The following is a 21,597-nucleotide window of genomic DNA, read 5'->3' as shown; positions in this document are numbered from 1 at the left end:
TCAGGGAATCACCAAAGCATGTCTACCAAGCCCCGCATTCTTGTGGCCCGCGCCATTTTTCCGGAGGTGCTCGACTTCCTCTCCCAGCACTTCGAGGTGGAGTCCAACCAGGCTGACCTCGACTGGAGTCCCGAGGAATTGGTCCGGCATTTGCAGGACAAGGATGGCGCGCTGACCACTGGCAGCGTCTCCATCAGCGCCGCACTGCTGGCGGCCTGCCCGCAACTGCGTATTTGCGCCAACATGGCGGTGGGTTTCAATAACTTTGATGTGCCCGCCATGACGGCCGCCGGTGTGCAGGGCACCAATGCGCCCGATGTGCTGACCGAAACCACCGCCGACTTCGGCTTTGCCCTGCTGATGGCCACCGCCCGGCGTGTGACCGAGAGCGAACACTACCTGCGCGCCGGCAAATGGACACGCTGGAGCTACGACATGTTTTGCGGCTCCGATATTCATGGCGCCACGCTGGGCATCATCGGCATGGGGCGCATTGGGCAGGCCATTGCACGCCGTGGTGCCTTGGGCTTTGGCATGCCGGTGATTTACCACAACCGCAGCCGCCTGGATGCGGCCACCGAAGCTGCCTGTGGCGCCCGCTATGTGGACAAGGACACTCTGCTGCAGAGCGCCGACCACGTGCTGCTGGTGGTGCCGTACTCGGCGGCCTCGCACCACACCATTGGCGCCGCCGAGCTGGCCCGCATGAAGCCCACGGCCACGCTGATCAACATCGCCCGGGGCGGCATCGTCGACGACGCGGCCCTGGCCGTGGCCCTGCGCGAGGGGCGCATTGCCGCCGCCGGACTGGACGTGTTTGAAGGCGAGCCCAAGGTTCACCCCGACCTGCTGACCGTCCCCAACGTGGTGCTCACCCCCCACATTGCCAGCGCCACACGGCGCACGCGCCTTGCCATGGCGCAACTGGCTGCGGATAACCTGGTCGACTACTTTGTCCGCGGAACGGTGCGTACGCCCGTCAACACGCCACTGCCCGTGGCCCGCAGCGCATGAAGTGGTGGCCACAGACCGATGCCGACAGTGGCACGGGTGGCACTCCATCGGCAGACGAGCTGGTTGGCATCGGTGCGGTAGCCCGCGGCTTCAACGCCAGCATTTTTGTGGTGTGTGGCCTGGTGATCATCGCGGCCTACGCGCTGGGCCTGTTCACCGACGGCCTCAACATGCGCAACATGGTGCTGCTGGTGTGCCTGGCCGCGATGGTGCAGGTGTTCCTGATCCGGGGCTGGGTGCGGTCCAGCTCCGCGGTGGTGTTGGTGTTGCTGTTTGTGGGCGTGTTCTCCAGCATGGTGCGCTTTGGCTCGGTCAGCATTGCGCAGGCCGCGCTGGCCGGCATACCGCTGATTTACTGCGTCATCATTCTGGGCGAGCGTGCGGGCCTGCTGCTGTTGTCCTTGTCGATTGGTGCCAGTGCCTGGATCACCTGGGCCCAACTGTCGGGCAGCCTGCCACCGTCGTCCCCCACGGTGCCGCAAGCCCAATGGGCCATTCTGGCCGCTGGCCTGTTTGTGGCCTACCGCATGGCGGTGCTGATCAAGCGCCACCTGCTGGATGCCTCCCAGCGCATCAACGCAGCGCAGAAGATGCTACTGGACGAGCGCGACGCCAGCAACGCACGCGTGCTCAAGGCCTTGTCGGAACTGGAGCGCCAGCGCTATGTGATTGACCAGCACGCCATTGTCACCATCATGGACCTGGGCGGCCACCTGACCTATGGCAACCAGCGCTTTGTGGAAATCAGCGGCTACGCGCCCCAGGAGTTTCTGGGCAAGAGCTACCGCATGATGGACTCGGCCCAGCACGACGACCGCTTCTATGCCGACCTGCTGCACACCATTTCCCAGGGCAAGGTGTGGCGCTCGGAGTTGTGCAACCGCGCCAAGGACGGCACCCTCTACTGGCTGGACATCACGGTGGCCGCCTTCATGCACACCGATGGCACGCCGCGCGAGTACATCACCGTCAGCACCGACATCACCCAGCGCCGCCAGGCCGAGCAGTCCGCGCTGGCGGCCAGCCAGGCCAAGTCACAGTTTCTGGCGAACATGAGCCACGAGATTCGCACGCCCATGAACGGCGTGGTGGGCATGGTGGACTTGCTGCGTGCCACTGAACTCACGCGCGAGCAGCGCCGCATGGTGGGCACCATCCACGACTCCTCGATTGCACTGCTGCAAATCCTCAACGACATCCTCGACTTTTCCAAGATCGAGGCCGACAAGCTGGAGGTGGAGGCCATGCCCACCCACCTGCGCGAGCTGGTCGAAGGTGTGGCCCAGCTCATGGTCACCATCTCGGCCGGCAAGGACATTGACCTCTCGGTGCTGGTGGACCCCGACCTGCCAGCCTGGGTCTGGGTAGACCCTACGCGCCTGCGCCAGGTGCTTTACAACCTGGTCGGCAATGCCCTCAAGTTCACCCTGGGACGGGCCGAGCGGCGGGGCAATGTGCGTCTGTACGTGCGCGCGGCGCAGCAGACCCAGGGCGTGCCCATGCTGGAACTCAGCGTGATGGACAACGGCATTGGCATGGCACCTGAGCTGGTGGAGCGTTTGTTTGAGGCCTTTACCCAGGCCGACGTGAGCACCGCACGCCAATTTGGCGGCACAGGGCTGGGCCTGACCATTAGCCGTCGCCTGGTCGAGATGATGCATGGCCGCATCCTGGTGCACAGCACCCAGGGGGAGGGCTCCATCTTCACCGTGCTGCTGCCACTGCAGGTGGCCACCGTGGGGGGCGAAGTGGTGCCCGGCGTGCGCCTGGAAGGCACGCAGGTGCTGCTCGTCACCGACGACCCGGACTGCGCGCAAAACCTGCCCGGCCATCTGCGTCTGGCCGGTGCCCAGGTGCAAAGCGTGCACACGCTGGACCAGGCCGGCCCCTGGCTGGCAGCAGCCCCCCACCAAGCGGTGCTGCTGCTGGATGTGGAGGCGGCCTGGGACGAATCGGTGGAGGCCTGGGCCCAGGCCGGCAGTGGCCGCGGTGTGGTGCGCCTGGTGCGGCAAAACCAGAGCAGCCTGCCTGGCCGCTCGGTCACCGTCTGCGCCCGGCCGCTGCTGCTGCAGGAGTTGCTGCGTGGCATTGCGCTGGCCTGTGGGCACCTGTCGATACCTGCCGTGGTGCCCAGGCCCGTGGCGGCATTACCGCTGGGGCCGGCTTCCTTGTCGGTCGAGGCCGCGCGCGATGCGGGCCGCCTGATTCTGCTGGTGGAAGACAACGAGACCAACCGTGAAGTGATGCAGGAGCAACTGCGCATCCTGGGCTATGCCGCAGAGGCGGCACCGGACGGCGCCACCGCACTCACCATGTGGCGCACCGGCCGCTACGGGATGATGCTGACCGACTGCCACATGCCACACATGGACGGCTTTGCGCTGACCGATGCCATCCGCCAAGCAGAGGACCCACAGCAACACATGCCCATCGTGGCGGTGACGGCCAATGCCATGGACGGCGAGCTGCAGCACTGCCTGGAGCGTGGCATGGATGACTACCTGACCAAGCCCCTGCGCCTGAGTGAGCTGGGCGCCATGTTGGTCAAATGGTTGCCGCGCAACACCGATGTACAAACCGCACCGCCGCAGTGGGACAGCCAGGCCCTGAGCCGCATGGTGGGCGATGACCCCACCATGCACCGCCGTCTGCTGGACCGCTTTGTCACCACCACGTCCACGCAGATGGGCGAGCTGGAGGTGCTGCGTGCCGCGCAGGACCTCAAGGGGCTGGCCGCAGTGGGGCACCGGCTCAAGTCATCGGCCCACACGGTGGGGGCGATGCAACTGGGCGCTCTGTGCCAAGACCTGGAAACCCTGGCCCGCCAGGGCAAGGCCGAGGAGGCCTTGGCGCTGGTGCCGGCCATCCAGCAGGCGTTTGCCGCGGTGGAGCCGATGCTGCGTGGGGCATAGGCTGCTATAAATTCAGGAGCTGCTTGCGCATACTCCACGGGGGCTAGAGTGGTTTTTTATTCATATTTGACTGGGTGTGGCAATGCAATGGTTTGAAGGGCTGCTCGTCGGCTTGGCGGTGGTGCAACTGGCGGTGTTGCTGGTGCTGCTGGTACGGCGTGCGGCAGTGCCGCCGCCCAGCCCCTTGCAGGAAGCGCAGCGCCAGGAGCTGTTGGCGCTGGTGAAGACCAGCAGCGAGCGGCTGGAGCGCGAGCTGCGCCGCGAGGTGACCGAGTCCGCCCGCGATGGCCGCCAGGAGTTGTCGCACAACCTGGCCACCTTTCAGAAGGCCTTTGTAGAGCAGGGCGCCGAGGCCACACGCACCCAAAACACGCAGATCGACGCCTTTGGCCAGCAGCTGGCCCTGCTGCAAAAAACGCTGTCGGACACACTCACCAACCAGCTCTCAGGCTTGAGCGAGTCCAACGCACGGCGCATGAATGAAGTGCGCGAGACGCTGGAGAAACAACTCGCCCAGCTGCAGACCACCAACGCCGCCAAGCTCGACGAGATGCGCGCCACGGTGGACGAGAAGCTGCAGACCACGCTGCAGGCCCGCCTGGGGGAGAGCTTCAAACAGGTGGCCGAGCGCCTGGAGCAGGTGCACAAGGGCCTGGGTGAGATGCAGACGCTGGCGCAGGGCGTGGGCGACCTCAAACACCTGCTGACCAATGTGAAAACCCGCGGCATGTTTGGCGAAGCACAACTGGCCGGCCTGCTGGAGCAGGTGTTTGTGCCCGACCAGTACGCCACCCAGGTGGCCACGCGCCCAGGCAGCAAAAACGTGGTGGACTTTGCGATCAAGCTGCCTGGCAAGTCGGACGACGGCACGCCGCTCTGGCTGCCCATCGACGCGAAGTTTCCCAACGAAGACTACGAACGCCTGCTCGATGCCCAGGGCCGCGCCGATGTGCTGGCCGCCGAGGTGGCGGGCAAGGCGCTGGAAATGCGGATTCGGCTGGAGGCCAAGTCCATCTCCGAAAAATACGTGGAGCCGCCGTACACGACCGATTTCGCGATTTTGTTCTTGCCCACCGAAGGTCTGTACGCCGAGGTGCTGCGCCGCCCCGGCCTGATGGAAAGCTTGCAGCGCGACCACCGCATCACGCTGGCCGGCCCCACCACCTTGTTGGCCATGCTGAGCTCCTTGCAAATGGGCTTTCGCACGCTGGCGCTGGAGAAACGCTCCAGCGAAGTCTGGCAGGTGCTGGGCGCCGTCAAAACCGAGTTTGGCAAATTTGGTGATGTGTTGGCCAAGGTCAAGGCGCAGACCGAGACGGTGCTCAAAACGCTGGACAGCGCCGAGGTGCGCAGCCGTGCCATGGGCCGGGCCCTCAAGAAGGTGGACGCATTGCCAGATACGCAGGCGCAAGCCTTGTTGCCCACCGACCGCGACTTTGACCGTGACGCCGACGCGGCCTCGGCATGAGCCGTTCTGCTGGCGAAGCCTCTGGGGCACACGCCAACGGCAGCATTGGGGGGCTGCTGCGGCTGGTGGCCGGGCAGGTGTGTCTGCATGCCAGCATGGCCGGTATGCGCATGGCGGCACCGCTGTGGGCTCTGCAGCAAGGGTATGGTCCGCTGGCGGTGGGCTTCTTGCTGGCCTTGTTCTCGCTGAGCCAGGTGTTTCTGGCCTTGCCGGCGGGCCGGTATGCCGACCGCCACGGCCTGCGGCGTCCGGTGGCGTTGGGGATTGGGGCGTCCATGCTGGGGGGCGGGCTGGCTGCGCTGCTGCCCCATTTTGCGATGCTGTGTTTGAGCGCCTTGCTCATGGGCGCCGCCACCGGGGCTGCCTCGATTGCCCTGCAGCGGCATGTCGGGCGTGCTGCGCATGGTGCACAAGAGTTGCGGCGTGTGTTCAGCTGGTTGTCCATCGGACCGGCTGTCTCCAACTTTCTGGGGCCGGTGTGCGTGGGGCTTTTGATTGACCATGCCGGTGTCTGGTTGGGTGGGCATGCCGCAGACGCCAATGGTTTTGTCGCCGCATTTGCCCTGACGGCTTTGGCACCCGCACTGGCCTGGCTGTGTGTGCGCCATGCCGTGGAGTTGCCCAGCCTGCACACCAAGCCCGGCGCAGCTGCGCCCAGCGTGTGGCCGCTGCTGCGCGAGCCACTGATGCGGCGTTTGCTGTTGGTGAATTGGTTGCTCTCCAGCTGCTGGGATGTGCACACTTTTGTCGTCCCGGTGTTGGGCCATGAGCGGGGTTTCAGTGCTTCGGTCATCGGCACCATCCTTGGCGGATTTGCGGTGGCGGCAGCTGCGGTGCGTGTGGTGATGCCACTGCTGGCGGCCCATTTGCGGGAATGGGCGGTCGTGACCGGGGCCATGGTCGCCACAGCCGGGTTGTTTGCGGTTTACCCCTTCATGCCAGGCGCCTGGTCCATGGGCCTGTGTTCGGTGCTGCTGGGGCTGGCCTTGGGCGTGGTGCAACCCATGATCATGAGTACCTTGCACCAGATCACGCCCCATGCCTTGCATGGCCAGGCCATCGCGCTACGGCTCATGAGCATCAACCTCTCCAGCGTGATGATGCCCATGCTGTTTGGCACGGCTGGTGTGGTGGTGGGCGTGTCGGTGGTGTTCTGGACCGTGGGCGCCCTGGTGGGCCTGGGGGCCCGCACCGCCTGGGCGTTGCGGCCCCGGGCGGTGTCTTAGCGGCGCTTTTTACACGGTCAGGCTGTAGAAAGTGCGGATGGTGTCCCAGGCGTCCTGCGGGTCGTCGGTGTAGTGGAGCAGGTTCAGGTCTTCGGGCGAGATCGCGCCTTCTTCCACCAGCACGTCCATGTTGATCAGCCGCTTCCAGTAGTCGGTGCCAAACAGCACGATGGGCACGGGCTTGGCCTTGCGGGTCTGTACCAAGGTGATGACTTCAAACAACTCGTCCAAGGTGCCAAAACCGCCAGGGAAGGCCACCAGGGCCTTGGCACGCATCATGAAATGCATTTTGCGCGTGGCGAAGTAGTGGAACTTGAAGCTCAGTGAGGGCGTGACATAGGGGTTGGCCCGCTGCTCGTGGGGCAAGGCGATGTTCAGGCCCGGGGTGGGGGCGCCCATTTCAAACGCGCCGCGGTTGGCCGCCTCCATGATGCCGGGGCCACCACCGGTGCAGATGAAAAGGCGGTCTTTGAGTGGCTTGCGTGCGCTGTAGCCCGCCACCAGGCGGGCAAACAGGCGGGCGTTTTCGTAGTGCTTGGCGTTGCGCACGTGGCGCTCGGCCAGCGTCAATTGCGCCGCGTCGCCGCTGGCCTTGGCGGCCCTGAGTGCCGTGTTGGCGTCTTCGGGGGAGGGGAAGCGGGCGCTACCAAACACTACGACGGTGTTCTCCACTCCTTGGGCGGCCTGGTCCAGATCGGGCTTGAGCATCTCCAATTGGATGCGCATGCCACGGGTCTCGCGGCGCAGCAGAAATTCAGGGTCGGCAAAAGCCAGGCGGTAGGCATCGGCCTCCAGCATGTTGCCGAGGTCGGCGTGGGCTTGCAGGTCGGCCCAGGCATTGGCCAGGCGGGCTTCGTTGAGGTTTTGCGTGTTTTCCATGCGTGCATTGTGCGGCAAATGCAAGGCAGCAAAAAGGCTCCCGAGGGAGCCTTTTTGCGGAGCACGGAGCGTGGTTTAGACGCGTTTGCGATATTCGCCAGTGCGGGTGTCGATTTCGACCTTGTCGCCTTGGGCCACAAAGATTGGCACACCGATTTCGAAGCCGGTAGCGATCTTGGCGGGCTTGAGCACCTTGCCGGAGGTGTCACCCTTCACGGCGGGTTCAGTCCAGGTGATTTCGCGCTCGACGCTGGTGGGCAGTTCCACCGAGATGGCCTTGCCTTCGTAGAACACCACTTCGGCAGTCATGCCGTCTTCCAGGTAGTTCAGCGAATCGCCCATGTTTTCGGCTTCCACTTCGTACTGGTTGTAGTCTGCGTCCATCCAGACATACAGGGGGTCGGCAAAGTAGGAGTAAGTGCAGTCCTTCTTGTCCAGAATGATCTGGTCGATCTTGTCGTCGGCCTTGAACACGACTTCGGTGCCGAAGTTGGCGATCAGGCTCTTGAGCTTCATGCGCACGGTGGCAGAGTTGCGGCCGCCGCGGCTGTATTCGGTTTTCAGGACGACCATGGGGTCTTTGCCGTGCATGATCACGTTGCCGGCGCGGATTTCTTGAGCGATTTTCATAGGATTGCGAGAACGTATGTCGCGTGGTGCGACTGTAGGCCGCTGTCTGCGGCGGGGCATGACTTGCCCCAAAACTCAGGCGGCAAATTCAGCAAAGCCTTGGATTTTATCTTTTTTTCTGCACGAAATCGGTGAGCTGGCTGGCCAAGTCGTCCATTTGTAGCAGGCGGTGGCGCCAAGCGTGTGCAGCGGCGGACCATTCCGCCAGGGGCAGGGCTCCCCAATCCAGGGCCTGGGGGCCCGCCCCCGCCGTGGCTGCCAAGCCATTCCAGGCGCATTGGGCGGCATGCAGTGAGGCGGGGGCCTGCATCTGGTCAAGCAGCGCCTGCAGCTTGTCGGCGTGGGCGCCATCGTCCTGGGGGTAGATCTGCCACAGCCACGGCTGGCCGGCCCAGATCGCGCGCACCAGCGAGTCTTCCCCGCGCACCAGGTTCAGGTCGCAGGCCCAGAGCAGTTCGTCGAAACCGCATTGGGTCAGCGGCTGCAGCCAGTGCAGGGTCAGCGATCCCTTGCCCGTGCTGGGCCAGTCCCACGGTGCGAGCAGGACTTCCACCGCCTGGCGTGCCCGGCCCGGCGTGACCAGCAACAGCGTGGAGATGTCGCTCTCTACAAGCCCTTGCAAAAATTCCGCCAGCGCGGGTGGTTCGTAACAAAACAGGGAGACCACGCGTTGGTCTTGCCATGCAATCCCTCGTTGAGCCAGCCAGTTCCGGCGTGCCTCCGTGTCAAACGCAGCCTGACGGGCCAGGTAATCCGGCTCGCGGATCAGACCGCCCGTGCCTGCAGTGAAACCGGGGTAGTAGAAATGCTTGGTCCAGCCTTGGGCCGGCCCTTGCATCACCGGTGAGGGCAGGGCGTGGCAACGTTCCACATAGGCCTCGGCCGAGAGGTACTCCAGGTTGATCCACACGGGTGGTTTGTGGTAATTTTGGCCACTATCCCTTGTATTCATTGCGCGAGCAGCTATAAATTCAGGAGCAATTTCGCAGCCAAAGCCTTCTACCCATACATCGGCAGGAGGCAGTGCCTGCAGCACGGCCGGGGTCTGTGCGTCCCCCCAGGGGTGCACCTGCACACCGGGCCACTGGCCCTCCGCGGCGCCAGGCGCCATCCAGGCCAGGGCGCTGGTGTCATCCACCCACAGGCGCACCGCGTGGCCGCGGTGGGCGAGGTCGGCGCACAGGCGCCAGCACACGCCGATGTCGCCAAAGTTGTCGATAACTCTGCAGAAAATATCCCATTGCATGGCGGCTATTGTCCATGCGGTGCTGGCTTGCCCAAGGAGCACGCACAATAGCGTCCCATGTCTGAAGTACCCTCCGCAGAAACCCATTCCGACGCGCTGCTGCGCGAAGTGGCGGCTCTGCCGCCGCTGCCCGGGGTGTACCGCTACTTTGATGCGGACAACCAGCTGCTCTACGTGGGCAAGGCCATCAGCCTGAAGAAGCGGGTCAGCAGTTATTTCCAGAAGGACCACGGGGGCACACGTATCGGCCACATGGTCAGCAAGATTGTGCGCATGGAGACCACGGTGGTGCGCTCCGAGGCCGAGGCCCTGCTGCTGGAAAACAACCTCATCAAGACGCTGAACCCGAAGTACAACATCCTGTTTCGGGATGACAAGAGTTATCCCTATTTGAAAATGACCGGCACGCCGCCCGTGCCCAAGAACCTGGCGCCCGCTGATGCGTCCGGCAAACCGCGCCCACCGCAGCCCGTGGAGTTTGCCCGTGTGTCGTACTACCGCGGCGGGGTTGAGAAGAAACACCGCTACTTTGGGCCTTACCCCAGTGCCTGGGCGGTGAAAGAAGCCATCCTCCTGATGCAAAAGGTGTTTCGCCTGCGCACTTGCGAAGACCCGGTGTTCAGCAACCGCACCCGGCCCTGTCTGCTGTACCAGATCAAGCGATGCTCCGCACCCTGTGTGGGCCACATCAGTCCGTTGGATTACGCACAGGACGTGGCCAATGCTGAACGCTTTTTGCGTGGCGAGGCGCAAGACGTGATGCGGGGCCTGGAGGCCCGCATGATGGCGCACGCGGACAAGCTGGAGTTTGAGCAAGCGGCCGAACTGCGCAACCAGGTGGCGGCGCTGTCCAATGTGCTGCACCAGCAGTCGGTGGACAACGTGTCGGACCGCGATGTGGACATCCTGGCCGTGAAGGTGCAGGGCGGCAAGGCCTGTGTGAACTTGGCCATGGTGCGTGGCGGCCGCCATCTCGGCGACCGACCCTACTTTCCCGTGCATGTGGAGGACGCCACGGTCATGGGCGAGGCCGATGACAGCGAGGTGAAGAAGTCGGTGGAGGCCCAGGTGCTGGAGGCATTTTTGGCGCAGCACTATATCGATGTGCCCATGCCCGGTGCGCTGGTGGTGAGCGAGCCGGTGAGCAAGGGGCTGCTGCAGGCGCTGTCTGAACAAACCGGCATCAAGGTCACCGCCGTGCACCAGCCACGCGAACAGCGTCGCGCTTGGCTGGACATGGCACAGACCAATGCTGCATTGCAACTGGCCCGCCTGCTGGCCGAAGAGGGCTCGCAGCAGGCGCGCACGCGCGCTTTGGCCGATGCGCTGGACTTGGCGCTGGAGGACCTGGATGCGCTGCGCATCGAGTGCTTTGACATCTCGCACACCGCTGGCGAGGCCACGCAGGCGTCGTGTGTGGTGTTCCAGCACCACAAAATGCAGAACAGCGAGTACCGCCGCTTCAATATAGAAGGCATCACCGGCGGCGACGACTATGCCGCCATGCGCCAGGTGCTGACGCGCCGCTACAGCAAGCTGGCCGAGGCCCTGCGTGAGGCCAAACACCAGGGCACCACACCCAGCGGCACGGCGCGGCTGCCCGATCTGGTGTTGGTGGATGGCGGCAAGGGCCAGGTGGCCATGGCGCGCGAAGTGTTTGAGAGCCTGGGTCTGGACCTGTCGCTCATCGTGGGTGTGGAGAAAGGCGAAGGCCGCAAGGTGGGGCTGGAAGAGTTGGTGTTTGCCGATGGCCGTGAGAAGGTCTACCTGGGCGCCGACTCCGCAGCCCTCATGCTGGTTGCACAGATCCGTGACGAGGCACACCGCTTTGCCATTACCGGCATGCGTGCTGCACGTGCCAAGGTGCGCACCGGCGGCGGCAAGCTCGAAGAAATTCCGGGCATTGGCCCCAAGCGCCGCGCCAAACTGCTGCAGCGTTTTGGTGGTGTGCGCGGTGTGGCGCTGGCCAGCGCACAGGACATTGCCACGGTGGACGGGATATCGCGCGAACTGGCCGATGAAATCTACCGGGCCCTGCATTAGCCGTGCCACAATCCCGCCATGTTTATGACCATCCCCACCCTCATGACCTGGACGCGGATCTTCGCGATTCCCCTCATCGTGGGTGTCTTCTATTTGCCCGACTCCATGGCGTCGGTGTACGAGCGAAACCTGGTAGCCACCATCATGTTTGTGGTGTTCGCGGCGACGGACTGGCTGGACGGTTACCTGGCCCGCAAGCTGAACCAGACCTCGTCATTCGGAGCGTTTCTGGACCCGGTGGCAGATAAGTTTTTGGTGTGCGCCTGCGTGCTGGTACTAGTGCACCTGCAGCGCGCCGATGTGTTTGTGGCCCTCATCATCATTGGCCGCGAGATTGCCATCTCTGCCCTGCGCGAGTGGATGGCACAGATTGGTGCATCACGCAGCGTGGCCGTGCACATGATCGGCAAGGTCAAGACGGTGGTGCAGATGGTGGCCATTCCCTTTCTGCTGTTTGATGGCCGGTTGTTTGGTGTGATCGACACGCACCAGTGGGGTGTGTGGCTCATTTGGGCCGCTGCGGTGCTCACGGTTTGGTCCATGGTCTATTACCTGCAAAAGGCCTTGCCGGAGATCCGTGCACGAGCCAATTAACAAGTTCGCCATGCGCGCGCCCCTAAGCGGTGCATCCCGCATGGCGCCTACACTTTGTTGCATTTACAGCGGCCCCCCGCAGCCGAAAAAACTTCCAGCCTGCGCCAAGTTTTAGAAAGAATTGCGTCTAGAATTCGCCTCCGCGCTGTTGCAATGTTGCAGGGCATATTGACACGGAATTAGGCCGTGGCTTTAATGCAATGCAGCAGCTTCGACTGCTATCGCCAAACCACTGTGTGCCTGCGTTGTGTTCCATTGCGCAGTCCTTGGTGGGACTGGGCGGTACAACCAAATTTGAAGAGACAATCCATTAATTTGCTTCCGTACAAGGGGTCTTTGTGAATAAAACAGAACTGATTGAGCACATCGCAAAACACGCCGACATTTCCAAGGCTGCTGCAACACGTGCTCTGGAATCCACCATCGGTGCAGTGAAGACCACCCTGAAAAAAGGCGGCACAGTTTCCTTGGTCGGTTTTGGTACTTTTGCCGTGGGCAAGCGTGCTGCGCGCACGGGTCGCAATCCACGCACTGGCGCTGCGATTAAAATCAAGGCTGCCAAAGTGCCAAAGTTCCGTCCAGGCAAAGCATTGAAAGATGCTCTGAACTAAAATTCGGTTTCGGTTTGGGTGATTAGCTCAGTTGGTAGAGCGTCTGCCTTACACGCAGAATGTCGGCGGTTCGAGCCCGTCATCACCCACCACCCACCCAGCAAAGGCGAACAGTGTGTTCGCCTTTTTTGTTGTTTACATGGAGAGTTAGTGCATGTTTGAATTTGTCCGCCGGAACACCAAGTTCATCGCGGCGCCATTGTTCTTGCTGATCATTGCCGCTTTTGTGTTGGTGGGGATTGACGGTTACAAAGGTGTCGCCTCCACGGGAGCCACCGTGGCCCAAGTCGGCAACACCAGCATTACCCAAGAAGAATGGGACTTCGCACACAAGAATGAAGTGGACCGCTTGCGTGCCTCCATTCCGAACCTGGATGCCAAGTTACTCGACTCTCCGGAGGCCCGTTATGCGACGCTTGAACGTTTGGTGCGTGAGCGGGTCATGGCTGCTGCTGTCAATGACGCGCATCTCACCACCTCGGATGCGCGCTTGGCCCGTGAGCTGCAGCAAAATCCGACAATCGCCGGTTTGCGCAAGCCCGATGGCTCGCTGGACATGGACCGTTACCGCCAGTTGGCAGCTAGTCAGGGCCTGACTCCGGAAGGTTTTGAAGCCCGTGTGCGCACGGATCTGTCGCTGATGCAGGTGGAGTCGGGTGTGACGTCCACTGCCTTTGCGTCCCATGCGCTGGCGGACATGGCCTTGAATGCTTTTTTTGAGCGACGCGAGGTGCAGATCACACGTTTCAGCCCTGCCGATTTCGCCAGCAAGGTCAGCCTGTCAGACGCAGATGTCGACGCCTTCTACCAAGCCAACCTTTCCCAGTACCAGTCGCCTGAATCCGCCACCGTTGAGTATGTGGTGTTGGACTTGGATGCGATCAAGAAATCGGTGGTGCTGAATGAGGCGGACCTCAAGTCGTACTTCGAACAGAATGCCAGCCGCCTGAGCGCCAAGGAAGAGCGTCGCGCCAGCCATATTCTGATCAATGCCCCCAAAGACATGCCTGCCGCCGACCGTGAAAAGGCCAAGGCGAAGGCACAGTCCCTCTTGGAGCAAGTCCGCAAAGCGCCTAACAGCTTTGCCGATCTGGCCAAGAAAAATTCGCAGGACACCGGTTCTGCGCCCAACGGCGGCGACCTGGATTTCTTTGCGCGTGGTGCGATGGTCAAACCCTTTGAGGACGCCGCTTTTGCCATGAGCAAAGGTGATGTCAGCGATGTCGTCGAATCTGATTTCGGTTTTCACATCATCAAGTTAACGGACGTCAAAGCTTCCAAACAACCCGTGTTTGAAGAAGCACGGGCGGGACTGGAGGCCGAGTTGCGTCTGCAGCAGGCTCAGCGCAAATTTGCCGAAGTGGCAGAAACCTTCACCAACGCGGTGTACGAACAATCGGACAGCCTGAAACCCGTGGCCGAACGCCTCAAGCTGGACGTTAAACAAGCCACCAATGTGCAACGTCTGCCTGCAGGCGATGCCAAAAGCATGCTGGCCAATGAGAAATTGCTGGCTGCCATTTTTAGCGCCGATTCACTCGAAAAGAAACGCAATACCGAGGCGGTGGAAACTGGCCCCAACCAGTTGAGCGCAGCGCGTGTGGTGTCATACAGTCCCGCGGCTGCATTGCCCTTGTCCGTGGTACGCGCGCAGGTGCGTGAGCAACTGGTGGCGAGCCGTGCACAAGAGTTGGCCAAAAAAGAAGGTGTTGCCAAGCTGGAAGCATGGAAGGCAACGCCCGCATCCGCCAGCTTCCCCGCTGCCGTGACCGTATCGCGCGAAGCCAAGCAGCCCGTGCAGGGCCTGTTGCTGGATGCCGCCTTGCGTGCAGACCCCGCTAAGCTGCCTGTTACCCTGGGTGTGGATTTGGGACGTCAAGGCTATGCCATTGTGAAAGTCAACAAAGTGTTGCCACGCAATCCGGTCGCCGACGATGTGACCAAGCAAGAGCGCAATCAGTACGCCCAGTGGACCGCCAATGCGGAGAGCTTGGCCTACTACGCGGCCCTCAAAGAGCGCTTCAAGGTGCAAATCAAAGTGCCTGCACCCACAAGTTCTGCCCCGTCTGAGGCTCCATAAGGGTTTTATCGGGTTATAATTTCGGCTCTGCGGTGGCTGTAGCTCAGTTGGTAGAGTCCAGGATTGTGATTCCTGTTGTCGTGGGTTCGAGCCCCATCAGCCACCCCAAGGTATGTAAAAACCCTGTTTTCGCGAGGAAACAGGGTTTTTTTACGCCTGGTCGATTCCCTTGGCCTGCGTGCGCTTGAAGAAACTTTTTCTGCCATCCGATATCTCATCCACCTGACCCGGGTGCGCGCAGCGTTTGGTCGCTGCTGCAGCCACCGGGCAGTCGTTGGATGGAGAAAACACATGGTTGAAGACAGCATCTTTTTCAAGACGATTGATGCGGCCTTTCCGAACATCGGAAAGAAGATCAAGCTGTTCTGGGGGCACCCGGAATTTGTGGCGCTCATGCACGAGCTGCAGCACGACATGGGCGAGAGGCCGCGGGCCGGGTTTCCTGCAGAGGTGTTGATGGCCATTCATGAGTTGTCGAATGACCACGATGCAATTTACCCGCAGCTCGCCCGCAAGGATGCCAATCTCTGGCACCTTTGAGGCGCTTTGACGTACGCGGCCTAGTTCACCATTACCAGCTTGCCCATCACGCCGCGTGAGCCCATGTGGGCGTAGGCAGCCTTAAGCTCGGCCATGGGCATGGTGCGGTCGATGACCGGCTTGATCTTGCCTTGGCCGTACCACTGGGCCAATTCACCCATCATGGCGGCATTGGCCTTGGGTTCCTTCTTCGCAAAATCGCCCCAGAACACGCCGACGATGGATGCGCCTTTGAGCAATGCCAGGTTGAAGGGGAGCGCGGGAATGGGGCCGGACGCAAAGCCCACCACCAGGTAGCGGCCGCGCCAGGCGATGGAGCGGAAGGCTGGTTCAGCAAAGTCACCACCCACCGGGTCGTAAATCACGTCCGGGCCCTTGCCGTCGGTCAGGGACTTCAATGCTTCGCGCAAATTTTCTGTGCTGTAGTTGATCGTGGCGTCTGCACCAATGGATTTGCAGAGGTCGCATTTCTCTTGTGTGGAGGCCGCGGCAATTACCCTGGCTCCCATCGCCTTGGCAATCTGGATCGCGGAGGTGCCCACACCACCTGCGGCGCCCAGCACCAGCACCGTCTCACCGGCCTTGAGCTGTGCGCGGTCCACCAGCGCGTGGTACGACGTGGCGTAAATCATGATGAAGGCCGCGGCATCCACCATGGGGAATCCTGCGGGGAGCGGCATGCACAGGGCTGCAGGGGCGATGGTGTGGGTGCCAAAGCCGCCGGTACCGCTCAGGCAGGCCACGGATTGGCCGACTTTCAGATGGGTGACACCTTCGCCCACGGCTTGCACGATGCCCGCGTACTCCGAGCCTGGCACAAAGGGCAGGGCAGGTTTCATCTGGTATTTGTTTTGCACGATCAGGATGTCGGGAAAGTTCAGGCTGGCGGCTTTGATCTCCAGCAGCACCTCGCCGGCCTTGGGCTGCGGTGTAGGCAGCTCTTGCCAGGTCAGGGCGTCGATGCCGGTGGGGTTGTCGCATAACCAGGCGTGCATGGGGTGTCTCCAAAAAAGTTGGCAAATCATAGGTGGGGGCAGGCTTGAAAAATGTCTCTCGTGCGACCAGGTTTCACCCCCCCCACCTACAATGCCAGCACACTCTGCACTCCTATGAAAATCCTGATTTCCAACGACGACGGCTACCAGGCCCCCGGCATCGTGGCGCTGTATGAAGCACTCAAAGACATTGCCCAGGTGGAGGTGATTGCCCCCGAGCAAAACAACAGCGCCAAATCGAACGCGCTGACCCTGCATTCACCGCTCTATGTGCACCACGCGGCCAACGGCTTTCGCTACGTGAACGGCACCCCTGCCGACTGCGTGCACATTGCGCTCACCGGCCTGCTGGACTACCGGCCTGACTTGGTGGTGTCTGGCATCAACAACGGCGCCAATATGGGTGACGACACGATTTACTCCGGCACGGTGGGTGCGGCCATGGAAGGCTTTTTGTTCGGTATTCCGGCGATTGCCTTCTCTCAGGTCGAAAAAGACTGGGTGCACCTGACCTCGGCTGCCCAAAAGGCACGCGAGCTGGTGCTGTCCATGCAACAGCAGCAGCTCATCACCCCCAAGCCCTGGCTGCTTAACGTCAACATTCCCAACCTGCCGTTTGACGAGATTGGCAGTGTGAAGCTGTGTCGCCTTGGCAAGCGCCATGCAGCGGAAAAAGTCATTCAGCAGCAAAGCCCACGTGGCGAGACCATGTACTGGATCGGTGCGGCCGGCCCGGTGAAAGACGATGCCGATGGCACCGACTTCCATGCCACGGCGCAGGGCCATGTGGCCATCACACCGCTGAAGGTGGACCTGACCGACCACGACAATCTGGGCTACTGGGCGCAAACCGCATCCCGGTTGGCACCGCACCCTCCCGTCGCCGCATGAAGCCACGCCCGTCCTTTCCTGCCCGGCTTGACGCCACGCTGGCCAAAACGCGGCCCAATCCGCATGGCGCCGTGGTCAGCACTGCGGTGGCCGCGTCCAAGTCCGTGGCGCAGGCTGCGCTGGCCAAGCCCACGGTGGTGCCGACAGCGCGCGCCAAGGCCCCACTGCCTCACGCGCCCCACATGCCCCAGGGCCATGGCATGGACTCCCAAGCCGTGCGCCAGCGCATGGTGCAGAAGTTGGCCGGGCAGGGCGTGACCGACCCACTGGTGCTGGGTGCCATGGGCGCGATCGAGCGCCACCGGTTTGTGGACAGCGCGCTGGTCAACCAGGCCTACGAAGACACCAGCTTGCCGATTGGGTTGGGACAAACGATTTCCAAGCCCGGTGTGGTGTCGCGCATGATCGAGCTATTGCGCAATGGCGCCACCGGACGTGTGGGGCGTGTGCTGGAAATCGGTACGGGCTGCGGATACCAAGCCGCGGTGCTGAGCCTGGTGGCCGATGAGGTGTACAGCATCGAACGCCTGCGCGGCCTGCACGACAAGGCACGCGAGAATCTGCGCCATCTGCGCCTGCCCAATGTGCACCTGTTGTTTGGCGATGGCATGGCAGGCTACGCCAAGGGCGCGCCGTATGCCGGCATCATTGCCGCAGCCGGTGGCGAGGCGGTTCCCCAAGCCTGGGTGGACCAATTGGTCGTGGGGGGACGCCTGGTGGCACCGGTTGTCACAGGCGGGGGGACGCAGGCCTTGTTGGTGCTGGACAAGACCCCACAGGGCGTGCGCCAGACGCTTTTGGAGGCTGTGCATTTTGTCCCCCTAAAATCGGGCATTGCCTGAAGGGAATTAAACATATGTTTGGTGTGCGTCGTTTAGCGTTGGCCGGGGCTTGTGTGGCCGTGGTGGTCTTGTCCGGCTGTGGCTCTACGGCTGTCAACCGGGCACCGGTGGAAGACCGTGGCAGCTCCGCTGGCAAGGCCGGCACGGTGATTGACCCACGCACCCAGGCAGTGAAGCAGCCGCCGGGGTTCGAAAACGCGGGCAAGGCGGGTTACTACACCGTCAAGCCCGGCGACACCCTCATGCGCATTGGCCTGGAAACCGGCCAGGGCCACAAAGATATCGCGCGCTGGAATGCGCTGGATAATCCCGACAAGATTGAAGTGGGTCAGGTGTTGCGTGTGGTGCCGCCCGTCGCCGACACCGTGGCGGTGGCCAAACCCGTGGCAAGTTCGTCGGCTACGACCACCTCTCTGCCCGCCGCGGGTGCGGCGTCGGCACCCGCCAAAGCTGCGTCCACACCGGTGGCGGCCGCATCGGCACCCAGCACACCAGCGCCAGCGGCAGCCGCCTCTGGTGAGGATGAGCTGGCCTGGATCTGGCCCGGCAACGGCCCGGTGGTGGCGGGTTTTGACGAGGCAAAGAACAAAGGCCTGGACATTGGCGGCAACGCGGGCGACCCGGTGCTGGCGGCTGGCGAAGGCAAGGTGGTGTACGCCGGTGCTGGCCTGCGCGGTTATGGCAACCTGATCATCCTCAAGCACAACAACACTTACCTCACGGCCTATGCCCACAACCAGACCCTGCTGGTCAAGGAAGACCAGACGGTGAAGAAGGGCCAGAAGATTGCCGAGATGGGCAGCAGCGACGCCGACCGGGTGAAGCTGCACTTCGAGGTACGCCGGCAAGGCAAGCCAGTGGACCCGGCCAGGTACCTCCCCGCCAGATAGCAGGCCCCCATGAAAAAGCCCAGCCCCCCCGCCCCGGATGACGCTCCCGCCCGTCCGAATAACGCGGGAGGCAGTTGGGCATCCCATGTGCCTCCAGAGCGCATGGAATCTGCGCGAGAAGCTCCTGAAAATATAGCAAGTGCTGCTCCCGAGGGCTGGCCAGCAGAGCTGGCCCCGTCCGCTGCGGGCGAGGAAGTGGCCGATGCACTGGCGGTTTACCTGCGCGGCGTGCGGCGTACCGAACTGTTTACCCCCGAAGAAGAGTTTGCGGTGGCTACCCGCGCCCGTGCGGGTGACTTCGCGGCGCGGCAAAGCATGATCGAACACAACCTGCGCTTGGTGGTCAGCATTGCCAAGGGTTACAACGGGCGTGGTGTGCCCATGTCCGACCTGATCGAGGAGGGCAACCTCGGGTTGATGCACGCCATTGACAAGTTCGAACCCGAACGGGGATTCCGCTTCTCTACCTACGCCACGTGGTGGATACGCCAGTCGGTGGACCGGGCGCTCATGTACCAGGGCCGTGCCGTGCGCTTGCCGGTCAATGTGGTTCGCGAAGTGCAGCAGGTGTTGCGTGCCCGCCGGGCGCTGGAAAATGACGCGGCGCTCGTGGCGCAGCGACCCGAGGGTATCCGCGTGGAGGACATTGCTGCGCTGCTGGGCCGTGAGGCGCCCGATGTGGCCGATTTGCTGGCCATGTCCGAGGCGCCACGTTCGCTCGATGCGACGCTGGACCCGGGCGGCGAGGAGCATTCGCTGGGGGACAGTCTGGTGGATGAGCTGGCACTGGACCCGCAGGCGCAGGCCCATGCCCACGAGGTGGATGGGCTGCTGGAGGAGTGGATTGCCACACTGTCTCCGCGGGAGCGCGAAATTCTGGAGGGTCGCTTTGGCCTGCATGACCGTGAGCCTGAAACGCTGGACGTCATCAGTAGCCGGCTGGGCCTGACGCGTGAGCGTGTGCGCCAGGTGCAGAACGAGGCGCTGTTCAAGCTCAAAAGGCACCTGGCCCGCCGCGGCATCAAGCGCGAATTCCTGATGTAGCCCGTGGCCCCCACGCTCCGCCACTGCGTGGGGCGCTGCCCCCCCCCGAGGGGGCTAATTTCCCTCTTTCGGAGCTGGCCGCCAAGTGGTTCAGCACTTGGGGTGGCCCGGCGATACATTGCCCTCTCTCCGACCTGAGACAATTGGGGTATGAGCGACGTTATTTCTCCAGACACCCTGTCCCCGATCTCCCCCGACACTCCCACAGAACCCGCACTGCCTGAGGGCTGGTTGCGCGTCAAATCCCTGGACCTGGAAGCCCAGGGCGTGGCCCACCGGCCTGATGGCAAGGTGGTGTTCATTGACGGTGCGCTGCCGTTTGAGGTGGTCAGTGCCCAGATCCACCGCAGCAAAAGCAGTTTTGAGAAGGGCACGCTGACCGAGATTCACCAGGAATCGTCCCAGCGCGTGCGCCCGGCCTGCCCGCACTTCGGCCTGCACGAAGGCGCCTGCGGCGGCTGCAAGATGCAGCACCTGCATGTGAGTGCCCAGGTGGCGGTGAAGCAGCGTGTGCTGGAGGACAACCTGTGGCACATCGGCAAGGTCAAGCCCGACAACATTCTGCGCCCCATCGAAGGGCCGGCCTGGGGTTACCGCTACCGTGCGCGCCTGTCGGTACGCCACGTGCGCAAAAAAGGTGCGGTGCTGATTGGCTTCCATGAGCGCAAGAGCCGCTACGTGGCCGACATGAAGGAGTGCCATGTGCTGGCACCCCATGTGAGCGCCATGCTGGTGCCGTTGCGCCGCCTGATCGAGTCCATGGACGCGGTGGAGACGTTGGCACAGATTGAGCTGGCCATGGGGGATATGGCGCCTACCGCGGGTGCCAATGGCGGTGCGGGCGAGGTGATTGCCATGGTGCTGCGTCACCTGGAGCCTTTGTCAGAAGCTGACTTGAGCCGCTTGCGCGAATTTGCGGCGGCCAATCCTGGCTTGCAATGGTGGTTGCAGCCCAAGGGGCCGGAAACCATCCACCGCCTGGACGAACTGCCCGGCCACACCACGGGCCAACTGGCCTACCAGTTGCCCGACTTTGGCATCACCATGCCGTTTCGCCCCACGGACTTTACCCAGGTGAACCCGCATATCAACCGCGTGCTGGTGTCGCGTGCATTGGGTCTGTTGGCGGTGCAGAAGACCGAGCGTGTGATCGACTGGTTCTGCGGCTTGGGCAACTTCACGCTGCCGCTGGCTACCCAGGCGCGTGAGGTGCTGGGGGTGGAAGGGGCGGAGTCACTGGTGGCGCGTTCGCGCGAGAACCTGAAGCTCAATATGACTGCAGATTCTGAGTCAAATCGCACGCAAGCCCCTGCGAAACCTGCGCTGGCAGCTACCAAATTTGTAGCGCGCAACCTGTTCGAGATGACGCCTGAGCTGCTGATCGGTGATGGCGCTGCCGACAAGTGGCTTGTGGACCCGCCGCGCGAAGGTGCTTTCTCCCTGGTGCAGGCGCTGGCCGCTTTGCACCAACAGCCCGAGCTGCGCAAGGGCTGGACGCCGCCCCGGCGCATTGTCTACGTGAGCTGTAACCCCGCTACGTTGGCGCGTGACGCGGGAGTGCTGGTGACGGAAGCCGGCTACCGCTGTACCAAGGGCGGGGTGGTCAATATGTTCCCTCACACGGCGCACGTGGAGAGCATTGCGGTGTTTGAGCTGGCGGACTGAGCCGCCACACCACACAAACTAACGAGG

18 protein-coding genes and 2 tRNA genes are annotated in these 21,597 nt (G+C 62.7%); 16 read left to right on the top strand and 4 right to left on the bottom strand.

Going from position 1 to position 21,597, the window contains the following annotated elements; genetic code table 11:
- Positions 1-18: 18 nt before the first annotated feature.
- From AC3WS7_RS03430 to AC3WS7_RS03415, 4 genes are all read left to right on the top strand, one after another.
- Positions 19-1,014, top strand: a complete 996-nt coding sequence (locus AC3WS7_RS03430) for a 2-hydroxyacid dehydrogenase (protein ID WP_492655378.1) — start codon at positions 19-21, stop codon at positions 1,012-1,014.
- Positions 1,011-3,926: a hybrid sensor histidine kinase/response regulator gene (locus AC3WS7_RS03425; RefSeq protein WP_492655377.1), complete on the top strand. Its 2,916-nt coding sequence runs from the start codon at positions 1,011-1,013 to the stop codon at positions 3,924-3,926. The genes AC3WS7_RS03430 and AC3WS7_RS03425 overlap by 4 nt, the downstream gene beginning before the upstream one ends.
- A gap of 82 nt (positions 3,927-4,008) precedes the next feature.
- On the top strand, positions 4,009-5,394 hold the full coding sequence (locus AC3WS7_RS03420) for a DNA recombination protein RmuC (protein ID WP_296469615.1): 1,386 nt from the start codon (positions 4,009-4,011) through the stop codon (positions 5,392-5,394).
- The gene (locus AC3WS7_RS03415; RefSeq protein ID WP_492655376.1) at positions 5,391-6,620 is read left to right on the top strand and encodes an MFS transporter; all 1,230 of its coding nucleotides are present in this window, start codon (positions 5,391-5,393) and stop codon (positions 6,618-6,620) included. Before AC3WS7_RS03420 ends, AC3WS7_RS03415 begins: the two co-directional genes overlap by 4 nt.
- A gap of 9 nt (positions 6,621-6,629) precedes the next feature.
- Here the strand turns inward: AC3WS7_RS03415 and AC3WS7_RS03410 are convergent, their stop codons facing one another.
- From AC3WS7_RS03410 to earP, 3 genes are all read right to left on the bottom strand, one after another.
- Positions 6,630-7,499, bottom strand: coding sequence for an LOG family protein (locus AC3WS7_RS03410; RefSeq protein WP_296469612.1), 870 nt, complete (start codon positions 7,497-7,499; stop codon positions 6,630-6,632).
- A gap of 75 nt (positions 7,500-7,574) precedes the next feature.
- Positions 7,575-8,129, bottom strand: coding sequence for an elongation factor P (gene efp / locus AC3WS7_RS03405; RefSeq protein ID WP_296469610.1), 555 nt, complete (start codon positions 8,127-8,129; stop codon positions 7,575-7,577).
- A 106-nt stretch (positions 8,130-8,235) separates the two neighbouring features.
- Positions 8,236-9,375, bottom strand: coding sequence for an elongation factor P maturation arginine rhamnosyltransferase EarP (gene earP, locus AC3WS7_RS03400; RefSeq protein WP_492655375.1), 1,140 nt, complete (start codon positions 9,373-9,375; stop codon positions 8,236-8,238).
- A 57-nt stretch (positions 9,376-9,432) separates the two neighbouring features.
- Here earP and uvrC point away from each other — a divergent pair, with 57 nt between their 5' ends.
- From uvrC to AC3WS7_RS03365, 7 genes are all read left to right on the top strand, one after another.
- Positions 9,433-11,418, top strand: a complete 1,986-nt coding sequence (uvrC, locus tag AC3WS7_RS03395; RefSeq protein WP_492655374.1) for an excinuclease ABC subunit UvrC — start codon at positions 9,433-9,435, stop codon at positions 11,416-11,418.
- Positions 11,419-11,436: 18 nt separating this feature from the next.
- On the top strand, positions 11,437-12,012 hold the full coding sequence (gene pgsA, locus AC3WS7_RS03390) for a CDP-diacylglycerol--glycerol-3-phosphate 3-phosphatidyltransferase (RefSeq protein WP_296469604.1): 576 nt from the start codon (positions 11,437-11,439) through the stop codon (positions 12,010-12,012).
- A gap of 338 nt (positions 12,013-12,350) precedes the next feature.
- Positions 12,351-12,623 carry an HU family DNA-binding protein gene (locus tag AC3WS7_RS03385; protein WP_066709320.1) on the top strand — a complete coding sequence of 91 codons (273 nt, stop codon included), beginning with the start codon at positions 12,351-12,353 and terminating at the stop codon, positions 12,621-12,623.
- A 16-nt stretch (positions 12,624-12,639) separates the two neighbouring features.
- Positions 12,640-12,715 (top strand) — tRNA-Val (locus AC3WS7_RS03380).
- 62 nt (positions 12,716-12,777) lie between these two features.
- The gene (locus AC3WS7_RS03375; protein ID WP_492655373.1) at positions 12,778-14,703 is read left to right on the top strand and encodes a SurA N-terminal domain-containing protein; all 1,926 of its coding nucleotides are present in this window, start codon (positions 12,778-12,780) and stop codon (positions 14,701-14,703) included.
- Between the two features lie 32 nt (positions 14,704-14,735).
- A tRNA-His gene (locus AC3WS7_RS03370) sits at positions 14,736-14,811 on the top strand.
- 183 nt (positions 14,812-14,994) lie between these two features.
- Positions 14,995-15,243 carry a hypothetical protein gene (locus AC3WS7_RS03365; RefSeq protein ID WP_296469601.1) on the top strand — a complete coding sequence of 83 codons (249 nt, stop codon included), beginning with the start codon at positions 14,995-14,997 and terminating at the stop codon, positions 15,241-15,243.
- Between the two features lie 20 nt (positions 15,244-15,263).
- On the opposite strand, the gene AC3WS7_RS03360 is transcribed toward AC3WS7_RS03365, so the two are convergent.
- Positions 15,264-16,238 (bottom strand): NADPH:quinone oxidoreductase family protein, encoded by a 975-nt coding sequence (locus AC3WS7_RS03360; RefSeq protein WP_296469598.1) that lies wholly within the window; start codon positions 16,236-16,238, stop codon positions 15,264-15,266.
- A gap of 114 nt (positions 16,239-16,352) precedes the next feature.
- On the opposite strand from AC3WS7_RS03360, the gene surE reads away from it, so the two are divergent.
- The 5 genes from surE (at position 16,353) to rlmD (ending at position 21,570) form a co-directional block, all read left to right on the top strand.
- Positions 16,353-17,129 (top strand): 5'/3'-nucleotidase SurE, encoded by a 777-nt coding sequence (gene surE, locus AC3WS7_RS03355; protein WP_296469596.1) that lies wholly within the window; start codon positions 16,353-16,355, stop codon positions 17,127-17,129.
- A complete protein-coding gene (locus AC3WS7_RS03350; RefSeq protein WP_492655372.1) occupies positions 17,126-17,971 on the top strand; it encodes a protein-L-isoaspartate(D-aspartate) O-methyltransferase in 846 nt (281 codons plus the stop codon). Before surE ends, AC3WS7_RS03350 begins: the two co-directional genes overlap by 4 nt.
- A gap of 14 nt (positions 17,972-17,985) precedes the next feature.
- Positions 17,986-18,861 (top strand): peptidoglycan DD-metalloendopeptidase family protein, encoded by an 876-nt coding sequence (locus AC3WS7_RS03345; RefSeq protein ID WP_296469594.1) that lies wholly within the window; start codon positions 17,986-17,988, stop codon positions 18,859-18,861.
- A gap of 9 nt (positions 18,862-18,870) precedes the next feature.
- Positions 18,871-19,905 carry a sigma-70 family RNA polymerase sigma factor gene (locus AC3WS7_RS03340; RefSeq protein ID WP_296469592.1) on the top strand — a complete coding sequence of 345 codons (1,035 nt, stop codon included), beginning with the start codon at positions 18,871-18,873 and terminating at the stop codon, positions 19,903-19,905.
- A 150-nt stretch (positions 19,906-20,055) separates the two neighbouring features.
- On the top strand, positions 20,056-21,570 hold the full coding sequence (gene rlmD, locus AC3WS7_RS03335) for a 23S rRNA (uracil(1939)-C(5))-methyltransferase RlmD (RefSeq protein WP_296469591.1): 1,515 nt from the start codon (positions 20,056-20,058) through the stop codon (positions 21,568-21,570).
- The last annotated feature ends 27 nt before the right edge of the window (positions 21,571-21,597 follow it).

It is taken from the genome of Rhodoferax sp. EU05-FHT12H12 (assembly GCF_058791215.1).
Note: the sequence above shows the minus strand (reverse complement) of the source record. Positions and strands in the feature narration are given on the sequence as shown.

Excerpts from the sequence above, each read along its gene's own strand:
- AC3WS7_RS03430 (WP_492655378.1), top strand. The coding sequence starts at position 19 with ATGTCTACCAAGCCCCGCATTCTTGTGGCCCGCGCCATTTTTCCGGAG.
- AC3WS7_RS03425 (WP_492655377.1), top strand. The coding sequence starts at position 1,011 with ATGAAGTGGTGGCCACAGACCGATGCCGACAGTGGCACGGGTGGCACT.
- AC3WS7_RS03420 (WP_296469615.1), top strand. The coding sequence starts at position 4,009 with ATGCAATGGTTTGAAGGGCTGCTCGTCGGCTTGGCGGTGGTGCAACTG.
- AC3WS7_RS03415 (WP_492655376.1), top strand. The coding sequence starts at position 5,391 with ATGAGCCGTTCTGCTGGCGAAGCCTCTGGGGCACACGCCAACGGCAGC.
- AC3WS7_RS03410 (WP_296469612.1), bottom strand. The coding sequence starts at position 7,499 with ATGGAAAACACGCAAAACCTCAACGAAGCCCGCCTGGCCAATGCCTGG.
- efp (WP_296469610.1), bottom strand. The coding sequence starts at position 8,129 with ATGAAAATCGCTCAAGAAATCCGCGCCGGCAACGTGATCATGCACGGC.
- earP (WP_492655375.1), bottom strand. The coding sequence starts at position 9,375 with ATGCAATGGGATATTTTCTGCAGAGTTATCGACAACTTTGGCGACATC.
- uvrC (WP_492655374.1), top strand. The coding sequence starts at position 9,433 with ATGTCTGAAGTACCCTCCGCAGAAACCCATTCCGACGCGCTGCTGCGC.
- pgsA (WP_296469604.1), top strand. The coding sequence starts at position 11,437 with ATGTTTATGACCATCCCCACCCTCATGACCTGGACGCGGATCTTCGCG.
- AC3WS7_RS03375 (WP_492655373.1), top strand. The coding sequence starts at position 12,778 with ATGTTTGAATTTGTCCGCCGGAACACCAAGTTCATCGCGGCGCCATTG.
- AC3WS7_RS03365 (WP_296469601.1), top strand. The coding sequence starts at position 14,995 with ATGGTTGAAGACAGCATCTTTTTCAAGACGATTGATGCGGCCTTTCCG.
- AC3WS7_RS03360 (WP_296469598.1), bottom strand. The coding sequence starts at position 16,238 with ATGCACGCCTGGTTATGCGACAACCCCACCGGCATCGACGCCCTGACC.
- surE (WP_296469596.1), top strand. The coding sequence starts at position 16,353 with ATGAAAATCCTGATTTCCAACGACGACGGCTACCAGGCCCCCGGCATC.
- AC3WS7_RS03350 (WP_492655372.1), top strand. The coding sequence starts at position 17,126 with ATGAAGCCACGCCCGTCCTTTCCTGCCCGGCTTGACGCCACGCTGGCC.
- AC3WS7_RS03345 (WP_296469594.1), top strand. The coding sequence starts at position 17,986 with ATGTTTGGTGTGCGTCGTTTAGCGTTGGCCGGGGCTTGTGTGGCCGTG.
- AC3WS7_RS03340 (WP_296469592.1), top strand. The coding sequence starts at position 18,871 with ATGAAAAAGCCCAGCCCCCCCGCCCCGGATGACGCTCCCGCCCGTCCG.
- rlmD (WP_296469591.1), top strand. The coding sequence starts at position 20,056 with ATGAGCGACGTTATTTCTCCAGACACCCTGTCCCCGATCTCCCCCGAC.